The following is a 25866-nucleotide window of genomic DNA, read 5'->3' on the forward strand; positions in this document are numbered from 1 at the left end:
GGTCAGAGGCTCGCTTCGACGCTTGCCACACGCTGTTCCTTGCGCCACAGCCAAGCGGAAAGCGCCAGGGTCATGCCCAGCACTAGCCATGAGGCAATCGCGACGCCCCACCAGTCGGCGGCCTGCCAGAAAGGTTCCAAATAGAAGCCTCCGAGACTGGCACCGACGTAGTAGAACACCAGGTAGAGCGCCGACGCACTCCCTCTGGCGTTATGTGCCTGTCGACTCACCCAACTCGATGCCATGGAGTGGCACAAGAAAAAGCCAAAGGCATTGATGACCAGGCCAGCCAGGATGAGTGGCAGCGACTCGCTCACCGTTACCAGCGTGCCGACCATGAAGATGGCAATGCCGAGCATCATGCAGACCGGCTGCGCCAGACGCTGGGCAATTCGCCCTGACAATGCCGACCCTAGAGTCCCTCCCAGATAGGTAACGAAAATCATGCCCAGCCATTGAGCGGAGAGCGAGTACGGGGCCTCATTGAGCCGAAACGTGATGTAGCTGTACTGATTGATGAAAATGAAAAAGTTCAGCCCTCCGATCAGGTAGGCAACCAACAGCAGCGGGTTACACAGATGACCGCTCAGCGATCTCAGGGCTACCCCCAGGCGCAACGGGACCGGCTCGAATTCACGCGCTGCGGGTAGCAATCGCCAGAAGATCGCCAGGCAGACCAGGCTGACCAGCCCTACGGTCAGGAAACTGGCATGCCAGCCTCCGTACTCACCGGCGATTCCGCCCATGACACGCCCGCCAATCCCGCCTAGCGTGTTGGCACTGATATACAGTCCCACGGCCAGCATCAGGGCGCGCTTGTCGAACTCATCTCCCATCCAGGCGATCGCCACGGCGGGCAACCCACCGAGTACGAAGCCCTGCACGGCCCGAATGACAAGCAGCCAAGCGAAGTCATCGACGAAAGGCAACAACAACGAACAAAGGGTGGCAATCAGCAGCGTGACGCGCATGATACCGCCTCGGCCGATGGCATCGGACAGCGGCCCGAAGACCAGCAGCGCTCCCGCCAGGGTCAACGTCGAGACGGCCATGACCATGGCTACGGCCAATGTGGAAACGTCGAAAACCTGCCGTAGCTCGGGCAGTAGCGGCTGCGCCGCATAGAGATTGACGAAAACGGTGAACGAGCCCAGGCACAGTGCCAATGTGGCCCGCCACCAGTCTCGGCTATGCGCTTGGATCATGAATCGCTCCTTGAACTTAACGCATGATCCAGCATTCAATGCAATAAGCCAAATAGGGCTTGAAGATACAAACGATCTCTTTTACTGATGAAACTGTCCTTCGATCTTAGAGCATTACGCTATTTTGTGGCGGTCGCCGAGCATGGGGGGTTCACCCGTGCTGCCCAGTCCCTGCATGTGGCGCAATCGGCCGTCAGCCAGACCATCGCCAGCCTTGAATCCCGCCTGGAGTTGCGTCTTTTCCACCGCCATGAACGCCGTATCAGCCTGACGCCGGAGGGCGAGGTGCTGCTAAGCCACGCCCGCGAACTGCTCGGTCAGGCCGAGTCGATAGAATTGGCGATGAGAGAGGTCCACGGGCTGGTCAAGGGTGAAGTGCGTATCGGCATTCCCTCGATGCTGGGCTCCTACTACTTCCCACCCCTGCTGATGGGCTTCAAGTCTCGCCATCCGGGGATTCGCTTGACTGTCGTGGAGGCAGGGACGAGGCGCTTGCAGCGCATGATTGCCGATGGCGATCTGGACCTCGGCGTGGTCACCGAGGACGCCTCGACCCAAGGATTGGAGCGCCGCCATTTCCTGCGCGAGGAAATGGTAGTCTGCGTACCAAGGGATCACCGGTTCGCAGAAAGGGAAAGCGTGACGCCCCAGGAAGTCTTAGGCGAGCCCCTGGTACTTTTCCAGGACGGTTACTTCCATCGCGAATTCGTCGACCGCCTGGCCATCGACACTGGCCAACAGCCCCAGGTCGCCTTCCAGTCCAATCTGATTCCGCTGACCAAAGCGATCGTGAGACAGGGATTCGGCATTACCACCTTTCTGCGTCGTGTCGTCGAAGAGCCCGATCTTGCAGCGGTATCGTTCGAACCAGCCGCCTGGCTGGATCTGTCGCTCGCCTGGAATCACGGCGCCTATCTATCGAGAGCCGAACAGACGTTCGTCGACTTCGTACTCGAGCATCTAGCGAGCCGTTAAGAGAAGCTGAGTGTCGCCGACCCTGCTACTCGAGGCGCTGGGCGATTTCCATCAGCGGCAGAGGTCGCCGAGCCTGCCAATAGTAGCGATCCCAGAAGACGTTATCGAGCCGGGACAGTTTTACGCCTTGCGACGCCGAGGCATGCAGAAAATAGCCATCATCGACATAGATACCAACATGGCGATACACACCGGGTGGACGAAAGAACACCAGATCGCCAGCCTTCAATGCATCGCGCTCGACGAAACTTCCCTCGTGAAGCTGTTCCCCAGTCGTCCGAGGCAACTCCAATGCAAAGGCCTCGCTATAGATCCGTTGCACCAGCGCCGAGCAGTCAATGCCGCGAAGGCCTTCTCCACCCAGCACATAAGGCGTTCCTTGCCAGCGCTCGTGCTCATCCAGCAACGCCTGACGCATCGCCGTCAACGACGAACGCCGCAGCGTCATCAAGCGCTGTGCCAGCCGATTCGGTCCTACCGCATGCACCCTGTCCCGGGCCTGGAAACCACTCCCCTTCGCTACCTGTCCTCCGCTGCCCTGCGGCGCGGCGCATCCGGCTAGCAAACCGGCCGCCGCCCAGGTCAGTAGAAGCATACGAATCATTAGCGTGCCCCCTGCACGAATGGAATATGGCTTCAGCCGTGGGCAGACTGGAACCTGTCCGAAGGATGCCTACGCTCGCCCATGCAGCGTTGAACAGTGACCCACGAGCCCATTTTGCGCCGCATCGACTTCGCTCTTGCCGGCAACCTCGCACGTTTTCAGTGCATGGTTCGCGTGTCCCCCGGCAGCGTATCGATGTGCAAGGGCGCCCAGTGACGCGGCCGTGCGCCGGGGAAATCCAGGCTGGCCCAGGATCCAGCAAGCGGCGGCGCTCCACTCAGCCAAGCCGCCAATCCCTCACGAAAGCGAGCCAGGAAGCTCTCGCGCTCTTCGGTCTCCCCCATGAAAAAAGCGAACCCGGCGTACAGCCCGAGCGCATAGTCACGCCAGTTCCCGTAATGCCGCTGAGCCTCGGCCAGAGCGGTATCGAGCACATCATTCAACAAGGCAGCATCCACCCAATCCAGGCTACGACCGGCAATGGCCAGATCCACCGCCTGAGCCAAATCCCAGGCGGTCATGTCGATATCGTTGCAGCCCGCCTCGTTATCGCGTACGCGCCGTAAACGAAGCAAGTGATTGCGCTCTTCCTCGCCGCACTCGCCCGACTCGAGAATGGCGATTTCTTCATCGAGGCGCGCACGGTTGAGCGTGTAGGGGGCGTAATTGATCTGGTACTCCTGGCGATCCCCCACCTCGAGCAGATAGCCGAGAAAGTCCTGCAGCCCCTCGGGACTGTGCAAACCATAATGGCTATCCAGCCACTGCTGCAGCGCCTCGCGCTCCACTCGGCTCTCACGTTGGGGTTCCCCCCAGGTTCCGGGATTGAGCGGACCTGCCAGCGACAAGGCCGTCAGGCGAGTCAGGCTCGGCCGCGGCCCGGGCTCCTGCCATACCGCCTCGCGCCAGTCCAGCCAGTGAAACGGGCTTCCCGGGTCGTCCCGATGCCAGCGGATGTCATGGACTAGCGTATCCTCGGGCATTTCGGGCAGGGCCGCCTCCCAAGCCGCCCAAGCATCCAGGAGGCGCTTGGGGCTGGGATACAGCCGGCACAGTACACCACGCAGCGATTCGGCCACTCGCTTCAACCCGGCGGCCTCGAACTCGCCACTATCGCCTGCCATTAGCAGATAGAACGCATATTTCTCGGCCATGTGAATCGTCGCGGCATGCCGAACACACGATTGCAGCCGCTCGCGCAGATGAATGGCCTCTTCGGGAGGACGCCCGAAAACGGTTTCCAGCGGTGGCAGCGCGCCATGGGTACCATCGATAGCCAACTGATTGAGATGGTGGGACTGGGCAGGCAACCAATAGCGTGCCAATCCATCGACACCTTCGTCCGGGAATAGTCCAAGCGTCTCGACCAGGTACCGCCGGGCATCCTGGCGGCGTGCCTCGTCGAGCGTCACCTCGACACCCTGACGATAGAGCAGGTCGGGCTCGCGCACCGAAGCCAATGCCAAGACCCAATGCCACGTGTCCGAACGCCAACGGCGCAGAGCAAGGCGTGAGCGTTCGCGTTGCGCGTCGCTCACCAGTTCTTGCAGTGGAACCCGCCACGGGCTGACCGGCGAGTTCATCAGCAGGGCCAGTTCGGGTACGGCCTGATCGGTGGGATAACGGTGCCCCTCGAACAGGCTTCGTCCTCGCTGGTAGGCCTGAACCAGTGCCATCCAATCGTTATAACGCCGCATCAGCAAGTCGGCGGCATGCGCTGCAAAGTCCTCGGCCTCATCCGAGCTCAACCAGCCCAGCATCAGTCCCGCATAGGCGAGGTCGACGAGTCGCAACCAATCCCAGGCGGCCCATTCCAATGGCTCGCCCTGTTCGAGGTAGGCGAGCATCACCTGGCCATAGCGCCGCTGTTCATTGAGTCCGCGTAGCCAGGACTGCCGCATCGCTCCATCGGTATCGAGCAACCGAGCTGCATCCTGGTCCCAGCCATAGCGATGTCCCTGCCCACCGAGCCACAGCAGGATGCGAATCAGCTCATCGCGGCCGCGTATCTGCCATTCGCTTTCCAGCCAGCCGATGACATCGGGCCAATCGCGATCAGGTTGTGGAGGCAAAGCCAGCACAGGTGCGAAAATCGCCCGTAGCGCCCAGATCCGCTCACCCTCCCGTTCAGGCCAGAGCGGCAGCTTTCGACACGCATCCAGGTGCTCGGCAATGACCTCCCAGGTGATTCCGTCGCCTTGACGCTCGAGCTGCGCCAGCGCTTCACCGGCCAAAGCGAACTCTTCGTCACCATGTGACCAGCCTTCCTCGAGGCGCGCCTTTTTCAAGGCGGCCAACCACTCATCCAGCGATGCGTACTGGGCATGAATGCCTTGCACGACACGCCGACCCCAGGCCTCGGCCTGTGCAGACGTCAGCCATCCCGCTGCCGTCGCCAATGCGATCAGCTCGAGCGCGACCAACTGACACTGAGGGTTGGGTACGCCGGGCGGAAAGGCTTCCAGCAGGCGCCAACCTAGCTCACCGCGTTCGACCACCCCCAACTGCGCAAGTCGAGACATGGCGATGGTCGGCTCCATGTCGGTGGGATCGGGTTCGAAGGCCCAGCCGCACAGGACCAGTTGCTGTGCCCACCAGGCGATTAGCGGATCGGCCAAGGTCTCACCTCTGACTCTCTCATGACGAATGGATTAACGGCCTCATAGTTTAACGAAAAGCGCAGACAACGCCGATGCTGCCACGTCGCTTTGAAGATACCTAGAGAAAAGACGCTTTGTGGCGAGTCTTCTTATTGTGGCAGGCTTGGCAAAGCGTTTAATATAATGCACAGTCTGTCAAACATGATGTCTCATCGGCCTGTTTGGAGCCTTGCCCATGCCTTTCGTCCTACCCGACCTAGTGATTCCTAAAGCCTACATCGGTGGCCAATGGCGCGATGCCGAGCATCGCTTCGCCGTGACCAACCCCGCCACTGGCGAGACGCTGGCCGAGATACCCGATCTAGGCGCCGACGACGCCCGCGCAGCCGTGGCGAGTGCCGAGGCTGCCTGGCCGACCTGGCGCAAGCGCCCGGCCAAGGAGCGGGCAGCCCTGCTGCGTCGCTGGTATGAATTGGTCGTTGCGCACACCGACGACCTGGCCCGGCTGATGACCCTTGAGCAGGGCAAGCCATTGGCCGAAGCGAAGGGAGAGGTCGGCTACGGCGCCTCGTTCATCGAATACTATGCCGAGGAGACCAAGCGCGTCGCTGGCGAAACCCTACCCTCGCACGGTGCCGACAAACGTATCCTGGTCTTCCGTGAACCGATCGGGGTAGTAGCGGCCATCACGCCCTGGAACTTTCCGCTGGCCATGATCACGCGCAAGTGTGCTCCAGCCTTGGCCGCTGGCTGCCCGGTCGTGATCAAACCCGCCGAAGCCACTCCGTTGACGGCTCTGGCCTTGGCCAAACTGGCCGAAGATGCCGGCCTGCCGGCCGGCGTATTTAACGTCGTGACAGCGTCTCGACCCGCCGAGATCGGCGAAGTACTGACCACGGACCCACGGGTGCGCAAGGTGTCCTTCACCGGATCGACGCCTGTCGGCAAGAAACTGCTGGCGCAGTGCGCCGGAACGGTCAAGAAGGCCTCCATGGAACTCGGCGGCAATGCCCCGTTCATTGTATTTGACGATGCCGACCTGGACGCGGCCGTGGAAGGCGCCATCGCCTCCAAGTTCCGCAACTCCGGCCAGACCTGCGTGTGCACCAACCGCTTGCTGGTTCAGGCTGGCATATACGACGCTTTCCTTGAGAAACTGGCGAAGCGAGTCAACGAGCTGAAAGTGGGCAACGGCCTGGAAGATGGCGTCGTGCAGGGTCCGCTCATCAATCCGGCTGCTGTCGGCAAGGTCCAGGCGCATATCGGCGATGCCCTTGGCAAAGGCGCTCGCCTGGTCTGCGGCGGAGAACCGCACGCATTGGGCGGCACCTTCTTCCAGCCCACCGTGCTCGCCGATGTCACCGACGCGATGCAGGTCGCCCGGGAAGAAACCTTCGGTCCGCTGGCGCCCGTCTTTCGCTTCGAGGCCGACGAGCAGGCCATTGCCATGGCCAATGCCACCGAGTTCGGCCTCGCCGCCTATTTCTATGCGCGAGACTACCAGCGCATCTGGCATGTCATGGAGGGCCTGGAATATGGCATGGTGGCCGTCAATGAAGGGCTGTTATCCACTGAACTGGCGCCCTTCGGCGGCATCAAGGAGTCGGGGCTGGGCCGTGAAGGCTCGCGTCACGGTCTCGATGAGTTTACCGAGCTAAAATATGTCTGCATTGGCGGGCTGTGAGCCTCACTGCCCGAAGATGACAAGGAGGAAGCTATGAACAATGCCCAACTCAACGAGCTCAAGCAGCGCTATGTCGCCAACGGGGCCGCCAGCCCGGCGACGCAGTTCGCCGAGCGCGCCGAGAACGCGCTGATCTGGGATGCCGACGGCAATCGCATCATCGACTTCGCCGGCGGCATTGGCGTGCTCAACGTCGGCCACCGCCACCCCAAGGTGGTCGAGGCCGTGAAGGCTCAGCTCGACAAGGTGATGCATACCTGCCAGACCGTGATGCCCTACGAAGGGTATGTGAAGGTGGCCGAGAAGCTCAGCCAGGTTACCCCGGTACGTGGCCACGCCAAGGTGATGCTCGCCAACTCCGGCGCCGAAGCCCTGGAAAATGCCGTCAAGATCGCGCGTGCCGCCGCCGGGCGCAACAATGTCATCTGCTTCGATGGCGGTTACCATGGCCGCACGTTCATGACCATGGCCATGAACGGCAAGGTGGCACCCTATGCTACCGACTTCGGCAGCATGCCGGGCAATGTGTTCCGCGCTCCGTACCCCGTGCCCTACCACGGGGTCAGCGAGGACGAGGCTCTGCGCGGCCTGAAGATGGCGCTGAAGACCGACGCCAACCCCAAGGATACGGCAGCCATCGTGCTCGAGCCGGTGCTCGGTGAAGGCGGTTTCTACCCGGCGCCGGCCAGCTTCCTCAAGGCGATCCGCGAGATCTGCGACGAGTACGGCATGCTGATGATCGTCGACGAAGTCCAGAGCGGCTTCGGGCGTACCGGCAAGATGTTCGCCATCGAGCACAGCGGCGTGGAGCCCGACATCATCACCATGGCCAAGAGCATGGCGGACGGCATGCCGATTTCCGCCGTGGTCGGTACCGACAAGCACATGGATGCCAGTGGCGGCAACTCGCTGGGCGGCACCTATACCGGTAGCCCCGTCTCATGTGCGGCGACCCTGGCCGTGCTGGAGGTCTTCGAGGAAGAGAACATCCTCGAGAAAAGCCAGGCCCTGGGCGACAAGCTGGCCAAGCGCTTCGCGAAATGGCAGCAGGATTTCGAGTGCGTCGACAATCCCCGCAACATGGGTGCCATGGCCGCCTTCGATCTGGTGTCCGACAAGGCCAGCCACACCCCGGATGCCGACCTGGCCGGCGCCCTTTGCAAGCGGGCCCGCGAGAAAGGCCTGATCCTGCTGTCCTGCGGCCTGTACGGTAACTCCATCCGTTTCCTGATGCCGGTAACCATCGAGGATGACATCCTCGAGGAAGGCCTCAGCATCGTTGAGGAAGCCCTCAAGGAACTGGTCGAGTCCAAAGGCACCGTCAGCGCCTGAAACGGCTGCATGAAAAAGCCCGGCTATCCTGCAGCCGGGCTTCTGATTTGCGCTTTCTGTATTTTACTCTTACCCGCTATTACGAGCGAAGCGAGTCACTCCTCAGGCCGGCATCATGTTGGCCTTCGCATCGCGCGACCATACCCGATGCTTGCCCATCGCCTCGGTGAAGGGCGTGAAGACATCGTCGATTGTCGCCCCAAGGAAGATACCGTCTTCCTGCGTGGGCACACCCGCCGCGGATAACAGTTCCTTGCCTTCGCCAATGGCCGCGATCGCCTTGAGGTGCTTGTAGGCTTCCTGAACGTAGTAGAGCCCCTGCCCGGATTGCGACAGCGCCTTTACGCTCTCTGCCCCTCCGGCAACGATCACCGAATCCAGCGTCACCGAAGGCATGCCGTTGAGCATGGCATCCGGCGTCACCGTCTGGCCGTTAGCCGCCTTGACCGGCGCCATGCTCGGCGCGATCACCATGCCCTGGGCGCCTTCGGCCTCGAGCTTGGCCTTGGCGGCTTCCACCTGCTCACCATCCACGCCATCGGCGACCAGGATCGCTACCTTGCGGTACTTGATGTTGCCCGGCAGACGCGCCATCAGGCTCAATGCCGGCGAGTCCGCCTGCGAACTGCTGCCTAGCTCGTCGGCCGGTGCCGGCTTGCTGGAAGGCGCCTCGATGCCATGATTTTCGCCGACACGACGGGCCAGTTCGAGATCGATATTGGGCAGGATTTCCTTGATTACCCGCTCGCGAATCCAGGGACGTTCGACCTTGGAAAGCTCGAAGGTGTAGGCGGCAATGATGTGTTCCTTTTCGACATCGGTCTGACTGTTCCAGAACAGCGTCGCCTGGGAATAGTGATCGCCGAACGAGGCGCTGCGTGCGCGCACCTTGTTGGCATCGACACGCTCGTAGTAGGTCTCGAAGCCACCGTTCTCGGGTCCTGCCGGCGTCTCGCTCGGCCAGCCGCCATCGATCGAGTTGGGCTCGTAGGAAGCCTGGCCCTTGTTGATCGTCTGACGATGCATGGAATCGCGCTGATTGTTGTGGAACGGGGCCACCGGCTGATTGATGGGAATCTCGTGGAAATTCGGCCCACCCAGGCGCAGCATCTGGGTATCGAGATAGGAAAACAGGCGACCCTGCATGAGCGGATCGTTGGTGAAGTCGATCCCCGGAACGATATTGGCCGGGTTATAGGCGACCTGCTCGGTCTCGGCGAAATAGTTATCCGGATTACGGTTGAGCACCATCTTGCCGATGGGAATGACCGGTACCTGCTCCTCGGGGATGATCTTGGTCGGATCGAGCAAGTCGAAGTCGAACTTGTGCTCGTCCTCTTCCTCGACGATTTGCACCCCGAACTCAAATTCCAGGAAATTGCCGTTCTCGATATCTTCCCACATGTTACGGCGATTGAAATCCGGATCGCGGCCCCACAGCTTCTGCGCCTCGTCCCAGATCAGCGAGCAGGTGCCGGCCAAAGGCTTCCAGTGGAACTTGGCGAAGCGCGCCTTGCCCTGCTTGTCGATCAGGCGGAACGTGTGCACCCCAAAGCCTTCCATGTTGCGATAGTGGCGTGGAAAGGCGCGATCCGACATGGTCCACAGCACCATGTGGGTGGACTCCGGCATCAGCGACACGAAATCCCAGAACGTGTCATGGGCAGACTGACCCTGGGGAATCTCGTTGTGCGGCTCGGGTTTCACGGCGTGCACGAAGTCGGGAAACTTGATGGCGTCCTGGATGAAGAACACCGGCATGTCGTTGCCGACCAGATCCCAGTTGCCCTCGTCGGTATAGAACTTGGTGGCAAAGCCGCGCACGTCGCGCACGGTATCGTTGGAACCGCGCGCGCCCTGGACCGTCGAGAAGCGCACGAATACGGGTGTCTTCTTATTGGGATCCTGGAACAGTCCGGCCTTGGAATACTTGGCGGCTTCCGAATAGGGTTGGAAATAGCCATGTGCCGCGGCACCACGCGCGTGGACGATACGCTCGGGAATGCGCTCGTTGTCGAAGTGATTGAGCTTTTCGCGGAAGATGAAGTCTTCCATCAGGGTGGGCCCACGCTCGCCGGCCTTCAGCGAATTGTGGTTATCGGAGATGCGAATCCCCTGATTGGTCCGCAAGTCGTGTCCTTCGGCATCGCTGCGATACTTCTCGAGATTCTCCGACTTGCTGTTCTCGGTCGTCTTGAAATCCTGATCGTGGGGACCGTCGCTGTTCGGATTCGTATGGGGATTATTCGCCATGTTCAAACACTCCTCGTTTGCTTGTGTCGGCCCACCCGCCGCCTCGTAAGGCCACACCGGCATGGACGTGGTGGCCAACCACGTCGGCTCCCTTGCCGGCAATTTGGCAACGTTCTTTTTTGCTATACCAGCCTCAAAGTAGTCAGCCTGACGAGCGAGACGCAAATACGTCGCGTGCTTTTTTGCCGCCGTCTCTATCTAGAACGAGGATCCCGGCTGTTCGAGAAAGGCCTGCTCCTCGGGCGTCGACGGGCGTCCAAGCAGCGCGTTGCGGTGGGGATAACGCCCGAAACGCTCGAGTATCGCCCGGTGTCGATGCTCGAAGTCCAGGTTGTCCTCGAGCCCGGGCTGGTCGAACAGCCGAAGCGCTTCCTCATGAATCAGCAGTGACTCGCTGTGCATATAAGGCATGTAGAGAAATGCCCGCTGGCGTATCTCGAGGTGACGATCAGCCCCAGCCACTACGGCTTCCTGTGCCAACACCAACGCCTGCGGGTCCTGGGCAAAGGCAGCGATCTTGCCGCGATGAATGTTACGCGAGAATTGGTCGAGCACTAGGATCTCGGCCAGCCGGCCTTGCGGTGAGCGCCGCCATGTCCAGAGTTCACCGGCAATTGCAGCCTGCAGCACGGAAGAAAAGCGCTCGGAGATCTCGGCATCGAGCGCCTCATCCTTGGCGAACCATTGCCGCGGTTCGAGCGCCTCGAACCAGAACTGGAGTACCGTCTGGGCCACCGTCTCGTTCATGGGTCTCTCGCTCCCAGCGATCGCAAACCGATAACCTGAGCGTAGGTAACGACGGCTCCGGCCGCGAGCCTTTCACGTTAACGTCAGGGCATTGTCACAAATGTTAGGCAGGGTGTTTCCCCAAGCTGCCACCGGGTGGCATAGCGTCCAAGGAGAAAGCCATGTCCCTGTCCCGCCGCCGTTTTTTATCACAAAGCCTGTATGCCGGAGCGACTCTCGGCACTATCGGCCTGTTTGGTGCACCCGCTATCGTGGTTGCGGAAACCCGTCGACCAGCCCTAACGCACGGCGTCATGAGCGGCGACGTGCTGCCGGGGCGTGCCATGCTCTGGAGTCGTAGCGACCGGCCTGCACGGATGATGCTCGAACTCGCCGACAATCCTGAGTTTCGCAATGCCCGTCGCCTGGTTGGCCCTACGGCCATGCCGGTCAACGACTACACGACCAAGCTCGACGTCACTGGCCTGGGTGACCTGGAGGCACTGCATTACCGCGTGCGCTATGCCGCCTTGGGAGACGAGCAAGCCTTGAGCGAACCAGTGGTGGGCCAGCTACGCCTGCCACCCTCCCAGTCACGCAACGTGCGCTTCGTGTGGTCGGGGGATACCGTAGGCCAGGGCTGGGGCATCAATCCCGACCTGGGCGGGATGCGAATCTACGAGACGATGCGTCAGGTTAAGCCCGATTTCTTCATCCACTCCGGAGATACCATCTACGCCGACGGCCCCCTTGAGGAACGTGTCGCCCTCGAGGATGAGGCGACGTGGAAAAACATTGTCACGCCGGCCAAGGCCAAGGTGGCCGAGACGCTGGATGAGTACCGTGGACAATATAGCTATAACCTGCTCGATGAAAATCTGCGGCGTTTCAATGCCGAGGTACCCATGTTTGCCCAGTGGGACGATCACGAGACGGTGAACAACTGGTACCCCGGAGAAATACTCGACGACCCGCGCTACACGGAAAAGAACGTCTCGCTACTCAATGCCCGTGCACGACACGCCTTCATGGAGTACATGCCGGTGCGGCAGACGCCCGACGCCCCCGAGCGTATGTATCGTCGATTCACCTATGGCCCCGACCTGGAAATCTTCCGTCTCGACATGCGCAGTTATCGCGGGGGCAACTCCACCAATCGCCAAAGTGTGTCGGATGACAGTACTGCCATTCTCGGCGATGCGCAGTTGCAGTGGCTTCTCGATGGGCTGCGCCGATCGCAAGCGACATGGAAAATCGTCGCCGCCGACATGCCGCTCGGGCTGGTGGTCAAGGATGGCGAACGTTACGAGGCAGTGGCCAACGCCGACCCCGGGCGCCCCTTGGGGCGAGAGCAGGAAATCGCCCGGTTGCTGGAGGCCCTGCACCAGGCCAATGTGCAGAACGTCGTCTGGTTGACCGCCGACGTACATTACACGGCAGCCCATCACTACTCCCCGGAGCGGGCCAGCTTCCAGAATTTCACCCCGTTCTGGGAATTCGTCAGCGGACCGCTCAATGCGGGCACGTTCGGCCCCGGTGAACTGGATGCCACCTTCGGCCCCGAGGCAGTCTTCACCAAGGCGCCGCCACCGGGCCAGGCCAACCTCCCGCCATCGGCGGGCTATCAGTTCTTCGGCCAGGTCGACCTCGACGCCGAATCGCGCGAGCTGACGGTGACGCTGAAGGACACCGCGGGCCTGGCGCTTTTCGAGAAGCGCTTGACTCCCGCCTGATGGCGGACCTCACCCTAACCCAAGTTAATCAATTGAATTTTATGAAGAACCTGCCTTGACGAAACGAAACGGAACCGGCTAGAGTAAAAAGCACGGTGAGCAGCGGCCAAGGAAAGGCTGCCAGTTCAAGGTTGTGCGCGGTCAGGATGACCGACACTCGGGAATGCAGGCGACAAAGGCAGGATGCCACCCAAGCCAGGGATCCCAACAGAGCTTACCGTATTGCAGTACCTAGTTGCTGCACGGCCCGGCCAGCGATGGCCGGGCCTAATTCATTGGATTAGCCCAAGCCTTTCCTTATGAAGCACACCGCCAAGGGTGACTTTTCTCATCTTTAACGCAGGTTAGTTTCCTCTCGCCGATTCGCAGAAAGCCTTGCTACGCTGAAAGCATCGACACGCCACGCTTACACAACAACAGATGCAGCGGGAATCTCTATGGCCATTTACTCTATTGCCTACAATCTGAACTTTCCTCAGGAATACAACGCTTTCTACGAATGCTTGGAATCCTTTCCTCACATACATGTCATGGATTCACTCTGGCTGATCCAGACCGATAGCGAGTCCGGAGAGCTTCGTGACCGTCTGTTGCCATGCATCAACAAGGGAGACGCCCTCTTCATCAGCCGCATGAACCAAGACTGGGCTGGCGCTGGTACCCACTGCGGGGACTGGCTAAAGGCGACCGACCGCCTCTGGCACAAGCCGGCGCAGGCATATAGCGCCAAATGATGGCCTCTCCAGCGCTTCGCTTCCCTTGACCTAACGGCCTCAGGCGTCCATACCGAATGACACGTATCCGACGCAGCAAGGAGGTTGCCATGAAAGGCTTATTTGCAGCAGGTGCCGCTTGGTGGCTCAGAAAGTCCGAAAACCGCCAGAAGGCCAAGCGCAAGGGTGAACAGGCTTGGAACAGCCTCAACGAACGCAACGATCGCGAACATACCAACAATCACGATCCACGTCGGCACTGAGGCTACAGACATCCCCTCTCGACACGATGCCGTCCGGAGAACCGGGCGGCATTGCTTTATCCAGAGCCAACAAGGTCGACAAGCCTTTCGCTTGTACTGAGTCGGCATGCCGTGTTCTACACTGGCTTACATGCACAGCCAAGGAGTAGAACACGGCATGGATGTTTATTTGGTAAAACCGGCTCCCCGCAACGAGCATACAACCGATCAGTCTCCGGAGTGGTGGGTCGTAGACACACGCGACCCAGGCGAAGATGTCGCCATTGCACGCTTCGATAGCTCAGACGATGCCGCCAACGAGGCTGCCCGTCTCAATTCAGTCGGCGTCTGAGCCATTAGCGAATAGGGCAAGTGGTGCTTGGCTGTTCGTTGAGCGTTGCCCCACTTCCGAGTACGCGACTCAAGGATGAATAGTATGCAGGATCGTCATGGCACTTCTTGTCCCCACTGCTCCAGCAAAGGAAGTATCGGTGCCCTGGGAATTGGCATTGCAGCAGGGGCGATCACCGCCGCAGGCATTCTTCTCGGTCGAAAGGCGGCCACCACGGCCCGTGTAGGCCGCGGTCATCCGCTCAAGCACCGAGCCCTTGATGTGGCCTCAGGGGCCATGCAGAGAAAGATACCTCTGGAAGCCATGAGCACCTATCTCAATGGGTTTCATATGTATGCCGATGAGATGGGGCGTCAGGTCGAAGCGACGCATTTCTGTATTCACCTTCAGCATGATCTGCATCAGTGCGTGATCTTCGACTCCAACGCTCCGGATGCACGCCTGATCGGCATCGAATACATCATCAGCGAGGCGCGTTTTCGCCAGTTGCCGGCGGAAGAGAAAAGGCTATGGCACAGCCATCATTACGAAGTGAAATCCGGATTGCTGGTGGCCCCCGGCATACCTGACATTGCTGAGCATGCCTACTTCGAAGATCTGGTGACGACGTATGGCAAGACATTCCACACCTGGCAATATGACCGGGACGATTTCCCCTACGGTATCCCGCAGTTGATGATGGGCTTCACCGATGACGGTCAGGCCAACCAGGCCATGGTCGACGCTCGCGATCGCAGGCTTGGCGTGTCGACGCCTCGCAAGCGTCGTAACCGTGAAAACATACCCACGCCTCAGGTCGCACAGGGTGCCAATAGCTGGGAGAGCGGCCAGACGGTACAGACCCGCTTGAACGAAATGACATTCAAGCGATGAAACGGCGCCTCGCAAAGGTGGCGGCGGATCATCCATCAGAGCATCGAAATGTGGCATCACGTTGGGTCACAGCTGTTGTCTCGCTGACGGTAATCGTCCTAGCTTTCTGGTTCTTCCTGTCGGGACGCATGGAGGGTGGGCCATTCGTCAGCATGCTTACACTGGGGCTTGGCTTGGCAGGCATAGCTCGAGTGTGGGATCGGATCGAGCAGTTCACCCTTTTTGGAAGCGAGATCAAGCTCAGAAACTTGACCAAGGATGCCGAGCTTATGCTTTCAAGTCTCGATGGAAGCAGGCTCGCCCTCTATCGCATTGCCCTTCGGCTCGTGAAGCGTGAATCCGGTGGCTACAGCGACCTTTTCGATACACGAGACGGAAGAGGCGCTGACGCTATAGCATTGCTAAGGGAGATCGAGAAAGCCAGTTTGATAGACCAACTATCGCCCGAAATCATGACGACGGTGGATGCCATCATTAAGGATGCTCAAACCAAGCTACTTGAGCATCCCATCTTTGCCCAACGAGACGAGCCCCCTACCGCTGACGAGATGGTCAGGATCTATAACGACCACTCGATAAGCGGCCCTACCGCTATGCGCCAGGATTCTTCCATCGACGGCCACTTACCCGTAGCCATTGAACAACTTCGTTTGCTTTTAGAATATCGCCAAAAAGCAGCTGCCCTGCAGGACAGCGTAACGAGCGGCTGATGGCGATCGTGGGCAGAACAACCGGGAGCATGGCCGGGATATGCTCAGCATCGGCAAGGCGAAGAAAGACAGCGCCTGGCAATCCAGATGCCAACACCCAACGCCTAGGCATACTACCCGTTGGGACGAGCTGTCCGTAGCGTGGGTGCGGCGTGCTACCAGAGTATCCCCGAGAAATCCCGGTCTCTTTGAAAGGAGCTGCACAGCAAATGCGGTTACACAGCGAAGCCAGCAACGAGGCGGGTTGGCGGAAGAGCGTGGGAGTCGAACCCACCAGGGACCGCTGGCAGCCCCTACCAGGTTTGAAGCCTGGCCGCCCCACCGGGGGTCGATCCTCTTCCTTGGATCGCTGTGTCGTGCTACTCGAACATGTCATGTCGACGCACCACGTGGTCGTCACGCACACGTCGAGTGAACCCGAGTCTATCAAAGAATTCAAGGATTTGTATGGCGAGTTTGCGCCCCGTGCCGATACGGTCGCGAAAATCCGCGGCACGGGCGGCGCCATGCTCGGCATTCAGCATTGCAACGATATGCGCCATACGCTCGACCGCCGACGCCTCGAAGAAATGGTCCTTGCGTACCTGATATAGCCGACCGAGGCGCGCGCATGCCATGAGCGCCTGACGAATCGCCTGCTCGTCCAGCCCCTGCGTGGCCGCCATATCGCGAACACGGGGCGGTTCGAACGGCGTGGCGGCAATCAAGGGCTGTACCTGGCGCCAGAGCCGTTCGTCAGCCTCGTCCAGTGCCACTTGGTGGCCGGGCAATGCCAGGAACGGGCCGTGCCGCTCGATGTCGCCGGTCTCGATCATGGCATTCAGCAAAGGACGAAAGAATGCCCCGGGCAGGCCGGGCATGACTTGTCGACGCAGGCGCTCCCGTTCCGTCCCCAGCATGGAAGGTTCGTTGGCGTGGTTGTGCTGCAGGATCTCGAGCGTTCTCGTCTTCACCGCGTCCAGCCCTTGGCGAGAAAATGCCCAGGCCTGCCCCTGCGCAGTAATGACCTGCCCACCCAGGGCTTCGACTCGTGCCGCCAAGTGCTGCTGGCCGCTATTGATATTGCGAGCCAGCTTGTCCAGGTCCAGCCCGTCGGGCCATAGCGTCAAACCGGTATCGAGTGGCCGGTCGATGTCGTAGGGGCTTCCCCCAGCGGCGCATTCAGCCAGCGAGGTCAGCCAGGCGAGCCGCTTGGGCGCACGCTGGCCACGTCGCGGTGGATCGCCATCGAGTACCGTGCCACCGCCCAGTGTCATCCGGCCACCATGATCACGAATCACGAAGCGATCCCCCAGACAGGCGTGTACGGGACGATCGAGAACGATCTGGCCGAGCATGCGCCCACCGGGCTCGAGGCGTTGTCCTTCCAGTAAGGAGATGCGTCCGGTCAGTCGCGCTACGCCCAGATGAATATGCACTGGCGTCCAGTGCTTGAGGGCCGTCACACTGTCCAGTAGGGTGAGATCGGCATCGATACGCTGCAGCGGTGGTGTCTCCAGCGCCTCGGCGACCACCCAGCCGCCACGCGCAATCGCGTCGCGCTCCACCCCGCTCCCCGACAGGTTGAGGGCCACCCGGTCCCCCTGGCGGGCCTGCTCGCTCTCGCGGTGCTGGCGGCGCAGGCTACGTACCCTGGCGCGGATGCCCGACGGCTCCAGGCGTACCATGTCGCCCTGCCGTACGGTCCCGCTAACCGCCGTCCCGGTCACGACCAGTCCCGCACCGGTCTTGGTGAAGACCCGGTCCACCGTCAGGCGGAATGCGCCCCAGACCGGCGCCTCGCGACGATTGGCCGCTTCGGTCCACAACGAATCACGTAGCGCGCCGATGCCTTCCCCCGTGTGACTCGAAACCCGATAGACCGGCGCCCCGGCCAGCGGTGTGGCGCTCAGCAACTGCCGGATCTGCGTCTCGACCCGGTCGAGGCGCGCCTCATCGACCAGATCGCACTTGCTCAACGCCACCCGCCCCTGCGACAGCCCGAGCAGGGACAGAATCTGTACGTGTTCGATGGTCTGCGGCATCATGCCATCGTCAGCCGCCACGACCAGCAGCACGCTGTCGATGCCTGCGCTACCGGCCATCATGTTATGGATGAACTTCTCGTGTCCGGGCACGTCGATGAAACCGAGTTCCATGTCCGGCTCGACCTCGGGATAGGCGAAGCCCGCCTCGATGGTCAGGCCGCGCGCCTTCTCCTCCTTGAGACGATCCGTGTCGATGCCGGTCAAATGCTGGATCAACGCCGTCTTGCCATGATCGACATGGCCTGCCGTGCCGACGATCATGAAGCCTCCTCGGCCTGGCTTCGTGCGTAATTCATCCTCAAGGCCTCGAGCTGGTCCAGAAAGCGTTGCTCCTGTGCCTTTCCCACCAGGCAACGCAGATCGAGGTGCAGCGCACCGTCACGCAGGCGCCCGATCACCGGCCGGGGCAAACGTCGGAAAGCCGCTTCGAGACGACGCAGCGCACGTTCACGCCCGTGGCGATCGGGGGCTTTCGGTCGCCAGACCAGAGCACGGCTGGGCAGTCGATCGACGGGCAACGAGCCACTGCCGAGCTGGCTCATGCAATCCTGCAACGCGACCTCGACATCATCGAGCAGGGACCGAACGGCGGGCAATAGTCGTTCGCCGGTCGCCGCGATGTCGGCTTCCGGTCGGGTCAGCAGTGCCAGCGTGGGAATGTCGCGAGCGGGTGCATCGCTGTCACGGTAGATGCGCAGTGTCGCTTCGAGTGCTGCCAACATCAGCTTGTCGAGGCGCAGCGCGCGCTTCAATGGGTGGCGCTTGATTCGCTCGACCATCTCGCGCTTGCCGACGATGATGCCGGCCTGCGGTCCACCCAGTAACTTGTCGCCACTGAAGGTGACGATATCTGCCCCGGCGGCGATGGTGTCGCGCGGCAAGGCTTCGTAAGGCAGACCCAGGGCCGCCAGGTCGGTCAGCGCGCCACTGCCCAGGTCGACCATCATTGGCACCCCATGGCGATGGGCGATCTCGGCCAGTTCGCGCTCGGGCACGCTCTTGGTAAAGCCGCTGATGGCGTAGTTGGAGGTATGCGCCTTGACGATCAGCCCCGTCTCTTCGTTCAGTGCTGCCTCGAAGTCGCGGGCGTGGGTCCGGTTGGTGGCCCCTACCTCATGCAGGCGGCAGCCTGCCGCCTGCATGATGTCCGGCATGCGAAAGGCGCCACCGATCTCGATCAGCTCGCCCCGCGAAATGATCGCTTCACGACCTGCCCCCAGAGCCCCCAGGGCCAGCACCACGGCACCGGCATTGTTGTTGACCACGGTGGCAGCCTCGGCGCCGGTCAGCTCGCAGAGAAGCGATTCGACCAACGTATCGCGATCGCCGCGACCGCCACTTTCCAGGTCGTACTCCAGCGCCACGGGGTGGCGCGCCGCCTCGGCCATGGCCTCGATGGCCGGTTCGGGCAATGGCGAACGCCCCAGGTTGGTATGAATGACCGTACCGGTCAGGTTGAAGACGGCACGGCTGTTGGGTTGGATCAAGGTGTCGAGCCGCAGTGCGCAGCGTTGCGCCAGGTCATCGAGGGCGGGAGGCTCCATATCGGCATCGGACGGCCGCTCCAGCAGCCGTCGACGTTCGTCGTCCAAGGTGTCACGCACGGCACGCTTTACCAGCGAGTGGCCATGGCGGTGCAGCGACTCCTGCAAAGGGGAGGCGGCCATCAATACATCGACGGCAGGCAAGTGGCGTCTAACGTCCATTGTAGGTTCAGATCCATACCAATGAGCTTCGTCATGGGCTGTCGCGTTCAGCCCGATCAAGCCCTATGGCATAGCATGTCCGACCGCCTGCCGTCCACGCCGGGGTCTCACTCCCCGACGATGAGCAACGGATTATAGCCGCTGCGCCGAAACGCGCCTTCCTCGTTCAGCGACAGATCCAGCGCCAGGCTGGCCAAGTCATCGGCTATCGCGTCGAGACCGTCATCCAGCTCACGAGGCATGATCTTCAGGTAGCTATGGCAATCCCCGCAGGTTTCGGCCTGGACGGGCAACCATGGGTTGCCGTCGTCATCCTGCAGACTAAGGTACTTTAACTTGCCGGTATGCTCACAGACACTGCACCTCGCTCGTTCCAGATACCATTGCGTGGCACACAGCCCGCATTGTAGGTAGCGCGCACCGCGGTACGCCGCATCGTTCTGGACGACACTCGCCACCGGGGGGGCGCCGCAGCTGGGACAAATGGTTCGTGTCTCGTCCGAGGGTCGCTTCGGCGCATCGGGTAGACAGCGGACCAGGCGTACCCAAGCCACTTGCAGTGCCGCTGCAAGCAGCGGCATGGCCCCTCGGCTCTCTTCGGGGCCAGGCTGGCCGTCGAGCAGCGCTTCGACCAACCCCTTGCGCTCTTCCTCGGGCATGTGCCGCAACTGCTCGACCAACGGGCGTTGAGCTTCGCCGACATGCAGGTCCAAGGCGTCCAGAAACGCCATCAGTTCGCTGCGTATATCGACATCCCGACGCAATGCATCGACGCTCAACGGTGGCATGCCATGTTCCAGCGCCAGGGTGAACGCCTCGGGCTCGGGCAACCATGAGGGCGCTCCCCGTTCGAGAGCGGCCTGCTGGGCCTGAGCGACCTGCCCCATGAAGGCAAGAAACTCGCTTAGCGCTTCCACCCGCCCGGACAAAGCGTGCAGACGCTGAGACCGGATGGCAAACACATCGTTTGCGGGGAGTATGACTGCCGGAGGGTCCATGACCCCCTCCGGAGCACTACCGAATGCATGATTCACGTCATCATCCTATGGCAATTACTGCGGGCGGGCGGATGAGTCATCCTTGGCCGCCGATTGCTGTTTGCGCTCTTTCATCACTTCGTCATACCACAGGCTGTGATGATGCTTGGCCCACGCCTTGCTGACCCGGCCGCGGACCATCGCCTGGATGGAGCCTTTGACCCATATCCCCGAGTAGATATGGATGATCAGCGTAATGATGGCCAGGAATGCCGTATAGGCATGCACCATTACAGCAAAGCGCAACAACCAGATGGGCATGGCATCGGCGAAATAGGGTCGCCAGATAATGATGCCCGTCACCAGCAGCACCGGCACGCACCCCACCATGATCCAATAGACGAGCTTCTGGCCGGCATTGTTCTTGCCGACCGGAGGCAACTTTTCATCGCGGTTGCTGAGCACGTCGTTGATCTGCTTGAGCCACTGAATGTCGTAGCGCTTGAGCAGACTTTCCTTGAACAGTGGAATTGCCAGCAGCACAAAGAAAAGGGTCATGAACACCCCGATGAAAGGGTGCCAGGCACGCGTCATGATCGGCCCACCGAACAGCCCGGTCAGCGACCAGAAGAACGGGTGGAACAGCGCCAGCCCGCTCAGCACCAGCAGCACGAAGCTGATCGCCACGGTCCAGTGATTGAGGCGGGTCCACCAGCGGTAACGAACGATATCCCGTTCACGGTTGGAGTGACTCATTTACGCGCCTCCTCTCTGGCCTCGTCGTTCTCCACCTCTTCCACCTCTTCCTCCGGTACTTCCTTGGGCCCCTTGGTGGCGTAGTGGAAGAAACCGGTCAGGGCTGCGAGACCAACGGCTGCCGACATCAGCGGTTTGGTCACGCCCTTCCAGGCATCGACCATCGGACTGATGCGCGGATCCTCCGGCAGGTTCCCGTAGATCTCGGGCTTGTCGGCATGCTGCAGCACGTAGATGACATGCGTACCGCCCACCCCGGCAGGATCGTAGATCCCTGCGTTCTGGAAACCGCGCCCCTTGAGGAAGCTGGTGCGCGCTGCGGCGAGTTCATGCATGTCCTCACGCGTGCCGAACATGATCGAGCCGGTCGGACATGACTTGACGCAGGCCGGCTCCAGGCCGTGAAAGACCCGGTCGGAGCACAGCGTGCACTTGTAGGCCTTCTCATCCTTCTCCGAGATGCGCGGAATGTCGAAGGGACACCCCGCGACGCAATAGCCGCAACCGATGCAATGCTCGGAGTTGAAGTCGACGATGCCGTTGGCGTACTTGACGATGGCACCCGGTGCCGGGCAGGCCTCCAGGCAGCCCGGCTCCTCACAGTGCATGCAGTTGTCCTTGCGGATCAACCACTCCAGGTTGCCCTGCTCGTCCTCATACTCGTTGAAGCGCATCACCTCCCACGTGTTGGGCGTCAGGTCGAGCGGATTGTCGTAGACGCCAACACACTCGCCGACGTCGTCACGCAGATCGTTCCACTCCGAACACGCCACCTGGCACGCCTTGCAACCGATGCAGCGCGACACGTCGATGAGCTTGGTGACCTCCTCGACGCCACCGTCGCGCACCTGTGGGGATGGCGCCGTCGATGCCGAACGCGCCACGATGTTTTGCAGATTGATCTGATCGCCTCGCATAGCGCCTCCTTAGAGCTTCTCGACCCGCACCAGGAACGATTTGAATTCCGGCGTCTGGGTATTGGCGTCGCCGACGAAAGGCGTCAGCTCGTTGGTGAGGTGCGCTTTCTTGGCGACGCCCTTGAAGCCCCAGTGCAAAGGAATTCCCACCTGATGGACCGTCTTGCCGGCCACTTGCAGGGCCCGGATACGCTTGGTGACCACCGCCACCGCATCGACATGGCCGCGCTTGGAGATGACTCGCACCCGGTCGCCGCGCTCGATACCCAGCTCCTCGGCCAACGCCGTACCGATCTCGACGAACTTCTCGGGCTGCATGATCGCATTGAGCAAGGCATGCGTAGTCCAGAAGTGGAAGTGCTCGGTGAGGCGATAGGTCGTCGCCGCGTGCGGGAACTCCTCGAACGTGCCGAAATTCTCCCGGTCTTCCTCGAACACCCGGGCGGCCGGATTGTTCTTGGCCAGCGGGTTGTCGGGATGCAGCGGGTTCATGCCGATCGGCGACTCGAACGGCTCGTAGTGTTCGGGGAACGGTCCCTCGGCCATGCGATCCCTGGCGAACAGCTGTCCGCGTCCGGTCTGGTTCATGATGAACGGCCCCAGCCCGGCAGACGGCGGTGACTGCTTGGGGAAATCGGGAATATCGGCACCGACCCAACGGGCTCCATTCCACCAGACCAGCGCTTTCTCGCGGGTCCATGGGGTGCCGTCGGGACGCGCCGAGGCGCGGTTGTAGAGAATGCGCCGATTGACCGGCCACGCCCAAGCCCAGCCCAGCGTCATGCCGATGCCGTAGGGGTCGGAGTTGTCGCGCCGCGCCATCTGGTTGCCTTCTTCGGTCCACGATCCCGAGAATATCCAGCAACCGCAGGAGGTACTGCCGTCGTTTCTCAAGGCGCCGAAATCCGGCAATTGCTCACCGGCGCGGCATAGCAGGTTGCCGTTGTCGTCATGGACGTCACGAAGCGCCCAACCGTTATACTCGCGCGCCAGTTCCGACGCGCCCGGTACATCCGGCTGACGGTAAGGCCAAGTCAGGTTGAGAATGGGGTCGGGAAAAGCGCCGCCTTCCTCGCGGTACATGGCCTGCAGGCGATGGAACAATCCCGCCATGATTTCCAGATCGGGACGCGCCTCGCCCGGCGGTGGCGCGGCGGCCCAGTGCCACTGAAGCCAGCGGGCACTGTTGACGATGGAGCCATCCTCCTCGGCAAAGCAGGTCGTCGGCAGGCGGAACACCTCGGTCTGGATCTCCTCGGGATTGACCGGGTTGTATTCTCCATGATTTTTCCAGAACTCGGCGGTTTCCGTCGCCAGCGGGTCCATGACCACCAGGTACTTCAGATTCGAGAGTGCCCGAGTGACCTTGGCTTTATGGGGGAACGACGCCAACGGATTGAAGCCCTGACAGAAATAACCATTGATCTCGCCGTTGCTCATGCGATGGAAGGCATGCAGCACATCGTAGAGCGGCTCGCTGAGCTTGGGCAGCCAGTCATAACACCAGTTGTTGGCCTCGGTGGCGGCATCGCCGAACCACGCTTTCATCAGGCTGACATGGAAGCGCTCGTAATGGTGCCAGTAGGACACCTCGTCGGGCAGCAGCGGCTCGCGCGTACGCTTCTCGATATAATCCTGGTAGCTCTGTTCCTCGGCCTGGGCCAGGCTCATGTATCCCGGCAACAGGTTGGAAAGCAGCCCCAGATCGGTCAGGCCCTGAATGTTGGAATGCCCACGCAGTGCGTTGACCCCGCCCCCGACCATGCCCATGTTGCCAAGCAGCAACTGCACCATGGCCGCCGTACGGATGATCTGCGAGCCAATCGAGTGCTGTGTCCACCCCAGCGCATACAGGATGGTCATGGTCTGGCCGGTAGTCGCCGTCTCGGCGACCATGTCCCAGACACGCTGGATCTTGTGACGTGGCGTGCCGCAGACGCTTTCCACCATATCCAGGGTGTAGCGACTGTAATGCTTGCGCATCAGTTGGAATACGCAACGCGGGTGCTGCAGCGTCTCGTCGCGCCGTGCGTGCCCCTGTTCGTTGAGCTCGTACTGCCAAGTGTCCTTGTCGTACTCCCCGGTCGTCGGTTCGAAGCCGGTGAACAGCCCATCTTCGAATCCGAACTCCTCGCGTACGATCAGTGCGGCGTCAGTGTAGTTACGTACGTACTCGTGATGGATCTGATCAGTCTCGATCAAGTAGCTGATCAGCCCGCCCAGGAACATGATGTCCGTGCCGGTGCGAATTTCCGCCGTGAAGTCGGCGACCGCTCCCGTCCGGGTGACGCGTGGATCGACCGAGATCAACCGTGCATTGTTGCGATACTTGGCCTCCATGACCCAGCGGAAGCCCACGGGATGCGCCTCTGCCGAGTTGCCACCCATGGAGAGAATCAGATCAGCATTGCGGATATCGACCCAGTGATTGGTCATGGCACCGCGACCGAATGTTGGGGCAAGACCTGCCACCGTCGGTCCGTGTCAGACGCGCGCCTGGTTGTCGAAAGCCAGCATGCCGAGGCTACGTACCACCTTGTGGGTCAGGTAGCCGGTTTCGTTGGATGACGCCGATGCCGCCAGGAAACCGGCGGTCAGCCAATGATTGACCGTATTGCCGTTCTCGTCCTCGCTGACGAAGTTGGCATCGCGGTCATCCTTCATACGCCGGGCGATGCGGTCCAGCGCCTCGTCCCAGCTGATCCGCTTCCACTCGTTGCTGCCGGGCTCGCGCACCATGGGGTGCGACAAGCGTGAACGACTCTTAATGAAGTCGAGCACGCCAGCCCCCTTGGGGCACAGAGAACCGCGACTGACCGGATGGTCCGGATCGCCTTCGACGTGATAGATATCGTCGATGTTATTGATGCTCTCGTCACCCCGACTGTAAAGCAGCAGGCCACACCCCACCGAGCAGTAGGTGCAGTTGTTGCGGGTGATCTTGGCGCCGGTCAGCTTGAAATGGCGCACTGAAGCTACGGCCGGCTCCGGTGCGAACCCCATCATGGCCATGCTCGATGTGGCCATGCCGGCAGCTCCCAGCTTGAAGAACTGCCTGCGCGTTACGCGTAGTGTCATTTTTTTCTCCTCACCTCAGGCCATGCGCCAGGAAGCCGTCACGTGACAACCCGTTTTATCGATGCCTCTATTCTCTAAGCGTAGTGATACCCAACGTAGCCATGCAACTTTAACTAATTTAAAGTCCTGTTTTCGGTAACGATTTGTTATAGCGCCGGCTCTTCTGCTTGGGTTACCCTGACATTCATGACCGTATGTCGAACAACGGATCATGGAAGAATCGATTCATGCTTATATACTGTGTTACACCGTGAAACGCAGCGGAGTCTGTACACGGTGCCGCACGGCAGAAAATAGCGCCAATAGGGGCTGCCCGGAATCATTTCGAGCAGCCCTGTTGGCGTTGTCACTGCGTTACGTTTCGCACTGCCCTGATCGGACACAGGCAAGTCAAGCCATACAA

General features: G+C 60.9%; 20 protein-coding genes and 1 tRNA gene. 9 read left to right on the top strand and 12 right to left on the bottom strand.

What is annotated here, in order from left to right; genetic code table 11:
• Window positions 1-2: 2 nt before the first annotated feature.
• Window positions 3-1205, bottom strand: a complete 1203-nt coding sequence (locus tag MHM84_RS14360; protein ID WP_239267041.1) for an MFS transporter — start codon at window positions 1203-1205, stop codon at window positions 3-5.
• 87 nt (window positions 1206-1292) lie between these two features.
• Between MHM84_RS14360 and MHM84_RS14365 the strand changes: the two genes are divergently transcribed.
• The gene (locus tag MHM84_RS14365) at window positions 1293-2180 is read left to right on the top strand and encodes a LysR substrate-binding domain-containing protein (protein WP_239267042.1); all 888 of its coding nucleotides are present in this window, start codon (window positions 1293-1295) and stop codon (window positions 2178-2180) included.
• Between the two features lie 25 nt (window positions 2181-2205).
• On the opposite strand, the gene MHM84_RS14370 is transcribed toward MHM84_RS14365, so the two are convergent.
• Both MHM84_RS14370 and MHM84_RS14375 read right to left on the bottom strand, forming a co-directional pair.
• A complete protein-coding gene (locus MHM84_RS14370) occupies window positions 2206-2784 on the bottom strand; it encodes an NlpC/P60 family protein (RefSeq protein ID WP_239267043.1) in 579 nt (192 codons plus the stop codon).
• Between the two features lie 158 nt (window positions 2785-2942).
• Window positions 2943-5402 (bottom strand): DUF1266 domain-containing protein, encoded by a 2460-nt coding sequence (locus MHM84_RS14375; RefSeq protein ID WP_239267044.1) that lies wholly within the window; start codon window positions 5400-5402, stop codon window positions 2943-2945.
• Window positions 5403-5619: 217 nt separating this feature from the next.
• On the opposite strand from MHM84_RS14375, the gene MHM84_RS14380 reads away from it, so the two are divergent.
• Entirely contained in the window at window positions 5620-7068 is a 1449-nt protein-coding gene (locus tag MHM84_RS14380) for an NAD-dependent succinate-semialdehyde dehydrogenase (RefSeq protein WP_239267045.1), read from the top strand.
• 33 nt (window positions 7069-7101) lie between these two features.
• On the top strand, window positions 7102-8400 hold the full coding sequence (gabT, locus tag MHM84_RS14385) for a 4-aminobutyrate--2-oxoglutarate transaminase (protein ID WP_239267046.1): 1299 nt from the start codon (window positions 7102-7104) through the stop codon (window positions 8398-8400).
• Between the two features lie 102 nt (window positions 8401-8502).
• Here the strand turns inward: gabT and katE are convergent, their stop codons facing one another.
• Window positions 8503-10653: a catalase HPII gene (gene katE / locus MHM84_RS14390; protein ID WP_239267047.1), complete on the bottom strand. Its 2151-nt coding sequence runs from the start codon at window positions 10651-10653 to the stop codon at window positions 8503-8505.
• A gap of 198 nt (window positions 10654-10851) precedes the next feature.
• Complete coding sequence (locus tag MHM84_RS14395; RefSeq protein WP_239267048.1) at window positions 10852-11400, bottom strand: DUF924 family protein; 549 nt, start codon at window positions 11398-11400, stop codon at window positions 10852-10854.
• Between the two features lie 161 nt (window positions 11401-11561).
• Between MHM84_RS14395 and MHM84_RS14400 the strand changes: the two genes are divergently transcribed.
• From MHM84_RS14400 to MHM84_RS14425, 6 genes are all read left to right on the top strand, one after another.
• Window positions 11562-13112 carry an alkaline phosphatase D family protein gene (locus MHM84_RS14400; RefSeq protein ID WP_239267049.1) on the top strand — a complete coding sequence of 517 codons (1551 nt, stop codon included), beginning with the start codon at window positions 11562-11564 and terminating at the stop codon, window positions 13110-13112.
• A gap of 437 nt (window positions 13113-13549) precedes the next feature.
• Window positions 13550-13846 (top strand): hypothetical protein, encoded by a 297-nt coding sequence (locus MHM84_RS14405; RefSeq protein ID WP_239267050.1) that lies wholly within the window; start codon window positions 13550-13552, stop codon window positions 13844-13846.
• An 89-nt stretch (window positions 13847-13935) separates the two neighbouring features.
• On the top strand, window positions 13936-14088 hold the full coding sequence (locus tag MHM84_RS14410) for a hypothetical protein (RefSeq protein ID WP_239267051.1): 153 nt from the start codon (window positions 13936-13938) through the stop codon (window positions 14086-14088).
• Window positions 14089-14245: 157 nt separating this feature from the next.
• Window positions 14246-14419, top strand: coding sequence for a hypothetical protein (locus MHM84_RS14415; protein ID WP_239267052.1), 174 nt, complete (start codon window positions 14246-14248; stop codon window positions 14417-14419).
• A gap of 84 nt (window positions 14420-14503) precedes the next feature.
• On the top strand, window positions 14504-15292 hold the full coding sequence (locus MHM84_RS14420; RefSeq protein WP_239267053.1) for an OBAP family protein: 789 nt from the start codon (window positions 14504-14506) through the stop codon (window positions 15290-15292).
• Complete coding sequence (locus MHM84_RS14425; protein ID WP_239267054.1) at window positions 15289-16002, top strand: hypothetical protein; 714 nt, start codon at window positions 15289-15291, stop codon at window positions 16000-16002. Before MHM84_RS14420 ends, MHM84_RS14425 begins: the two co-directional genes overlap by 4 nt.
• 245 nt (window positions 16003-16247) lie before the next feature.
• Here the strand turns inward: MHM84_RS14425 and MHM84_RS14430 are convergent.
• The 7 genes from MHM84_RS14430 to fdnG form a co-directional block, all read right to left on the bottom strand.
• Window positions 16248-16343 (bottom strand) — tRNA-Sec (locus tag MHM84_RS14430).
• An 18-nt stretch (window positions 16344-16361) separates the two neighbouring features.
• Window positions 16362-18290: a selenocysteine-specific translation elongation factor gene (selB, locus tag MHM84_RS14435; RefSeq protein WP_239267055.1), complete on the bottom strand. Its 1929-nt coding sequence runs from the start codon at window positions 18288-18290 to the stop codon at window positions 16362-16364.
• Entirely contained in the window at window positions 18287-19735 is a 1449-nt protein-coding gene (selA, locus tag MHM84_RS14440; RefSeq protein WP_239267056.1) for an L-seryl-tRNA(Sec) selenium transferase, read from the bottom strand. The genes selB and selA overlap by 4 nt, the downstream gene beginning before the upstream one ends.
• A gap of 107 nt (window positions 19736-19842) precedes the next feature.
• Complete coding sequence (gene fdhE, locus MHM84_RS14445) at window positions 19843-20769, bottom strand: formate dehydrogenase accessory protein FdhE (protein WP_239267057.1); 927 nt, start codon at window positions 20767-20769, stop codon at window positions 19843-19845.
• Window positions 20770-20787: 18 nt separating this feature from the next.
• A complete protein-coding gene (locus MHM84_RS14450; protein WP_239267058.1) occupies window positions 20788-21468 on the bottom strand; it encodes a formate dehydrogenase subunit gamma in 681 nt (226 codons plus the stop codon).
• Entirely contained in the window at window positions 21465-22385 is a 921-nt protein-coding gene (fdxH, locus tag MHM84_RS14455) for a formate dehydrogenase subunit beta (protein ID WP_239267059.1), read from the bottom strand. Before fdxH ends, MHM84_RS14450 begins: the two co-directional genes overlap by 4 nt.
• 9 nt (window positions 22386-22394) lie before the next feature.
• The gene (gene fdnG, locus MHM84_RS14460; RefSeq protein WP_253561845.1) at window positions 22395-25463 is read right to left on the bottom strand and encodes a formate dehydrogenase-N subunit alpha; all 3069 of its coding nucleotides are present in this window, start codon (window positions 25461-25463) and stop codon (window positions 22395-22397) included.
• Window positions 25464-25866: the final 403 nt, after the last annotated feature.

The sequence above is a fragment of the Halomonas sp. McH1-25 genome, from assembly GCF_022348165.1.
Lineage (GTDB): Bacteria > Pseudomonadota > Gammaproteobacteria > Pseudomonadales > Halomonadaceae > Modicisalibacter.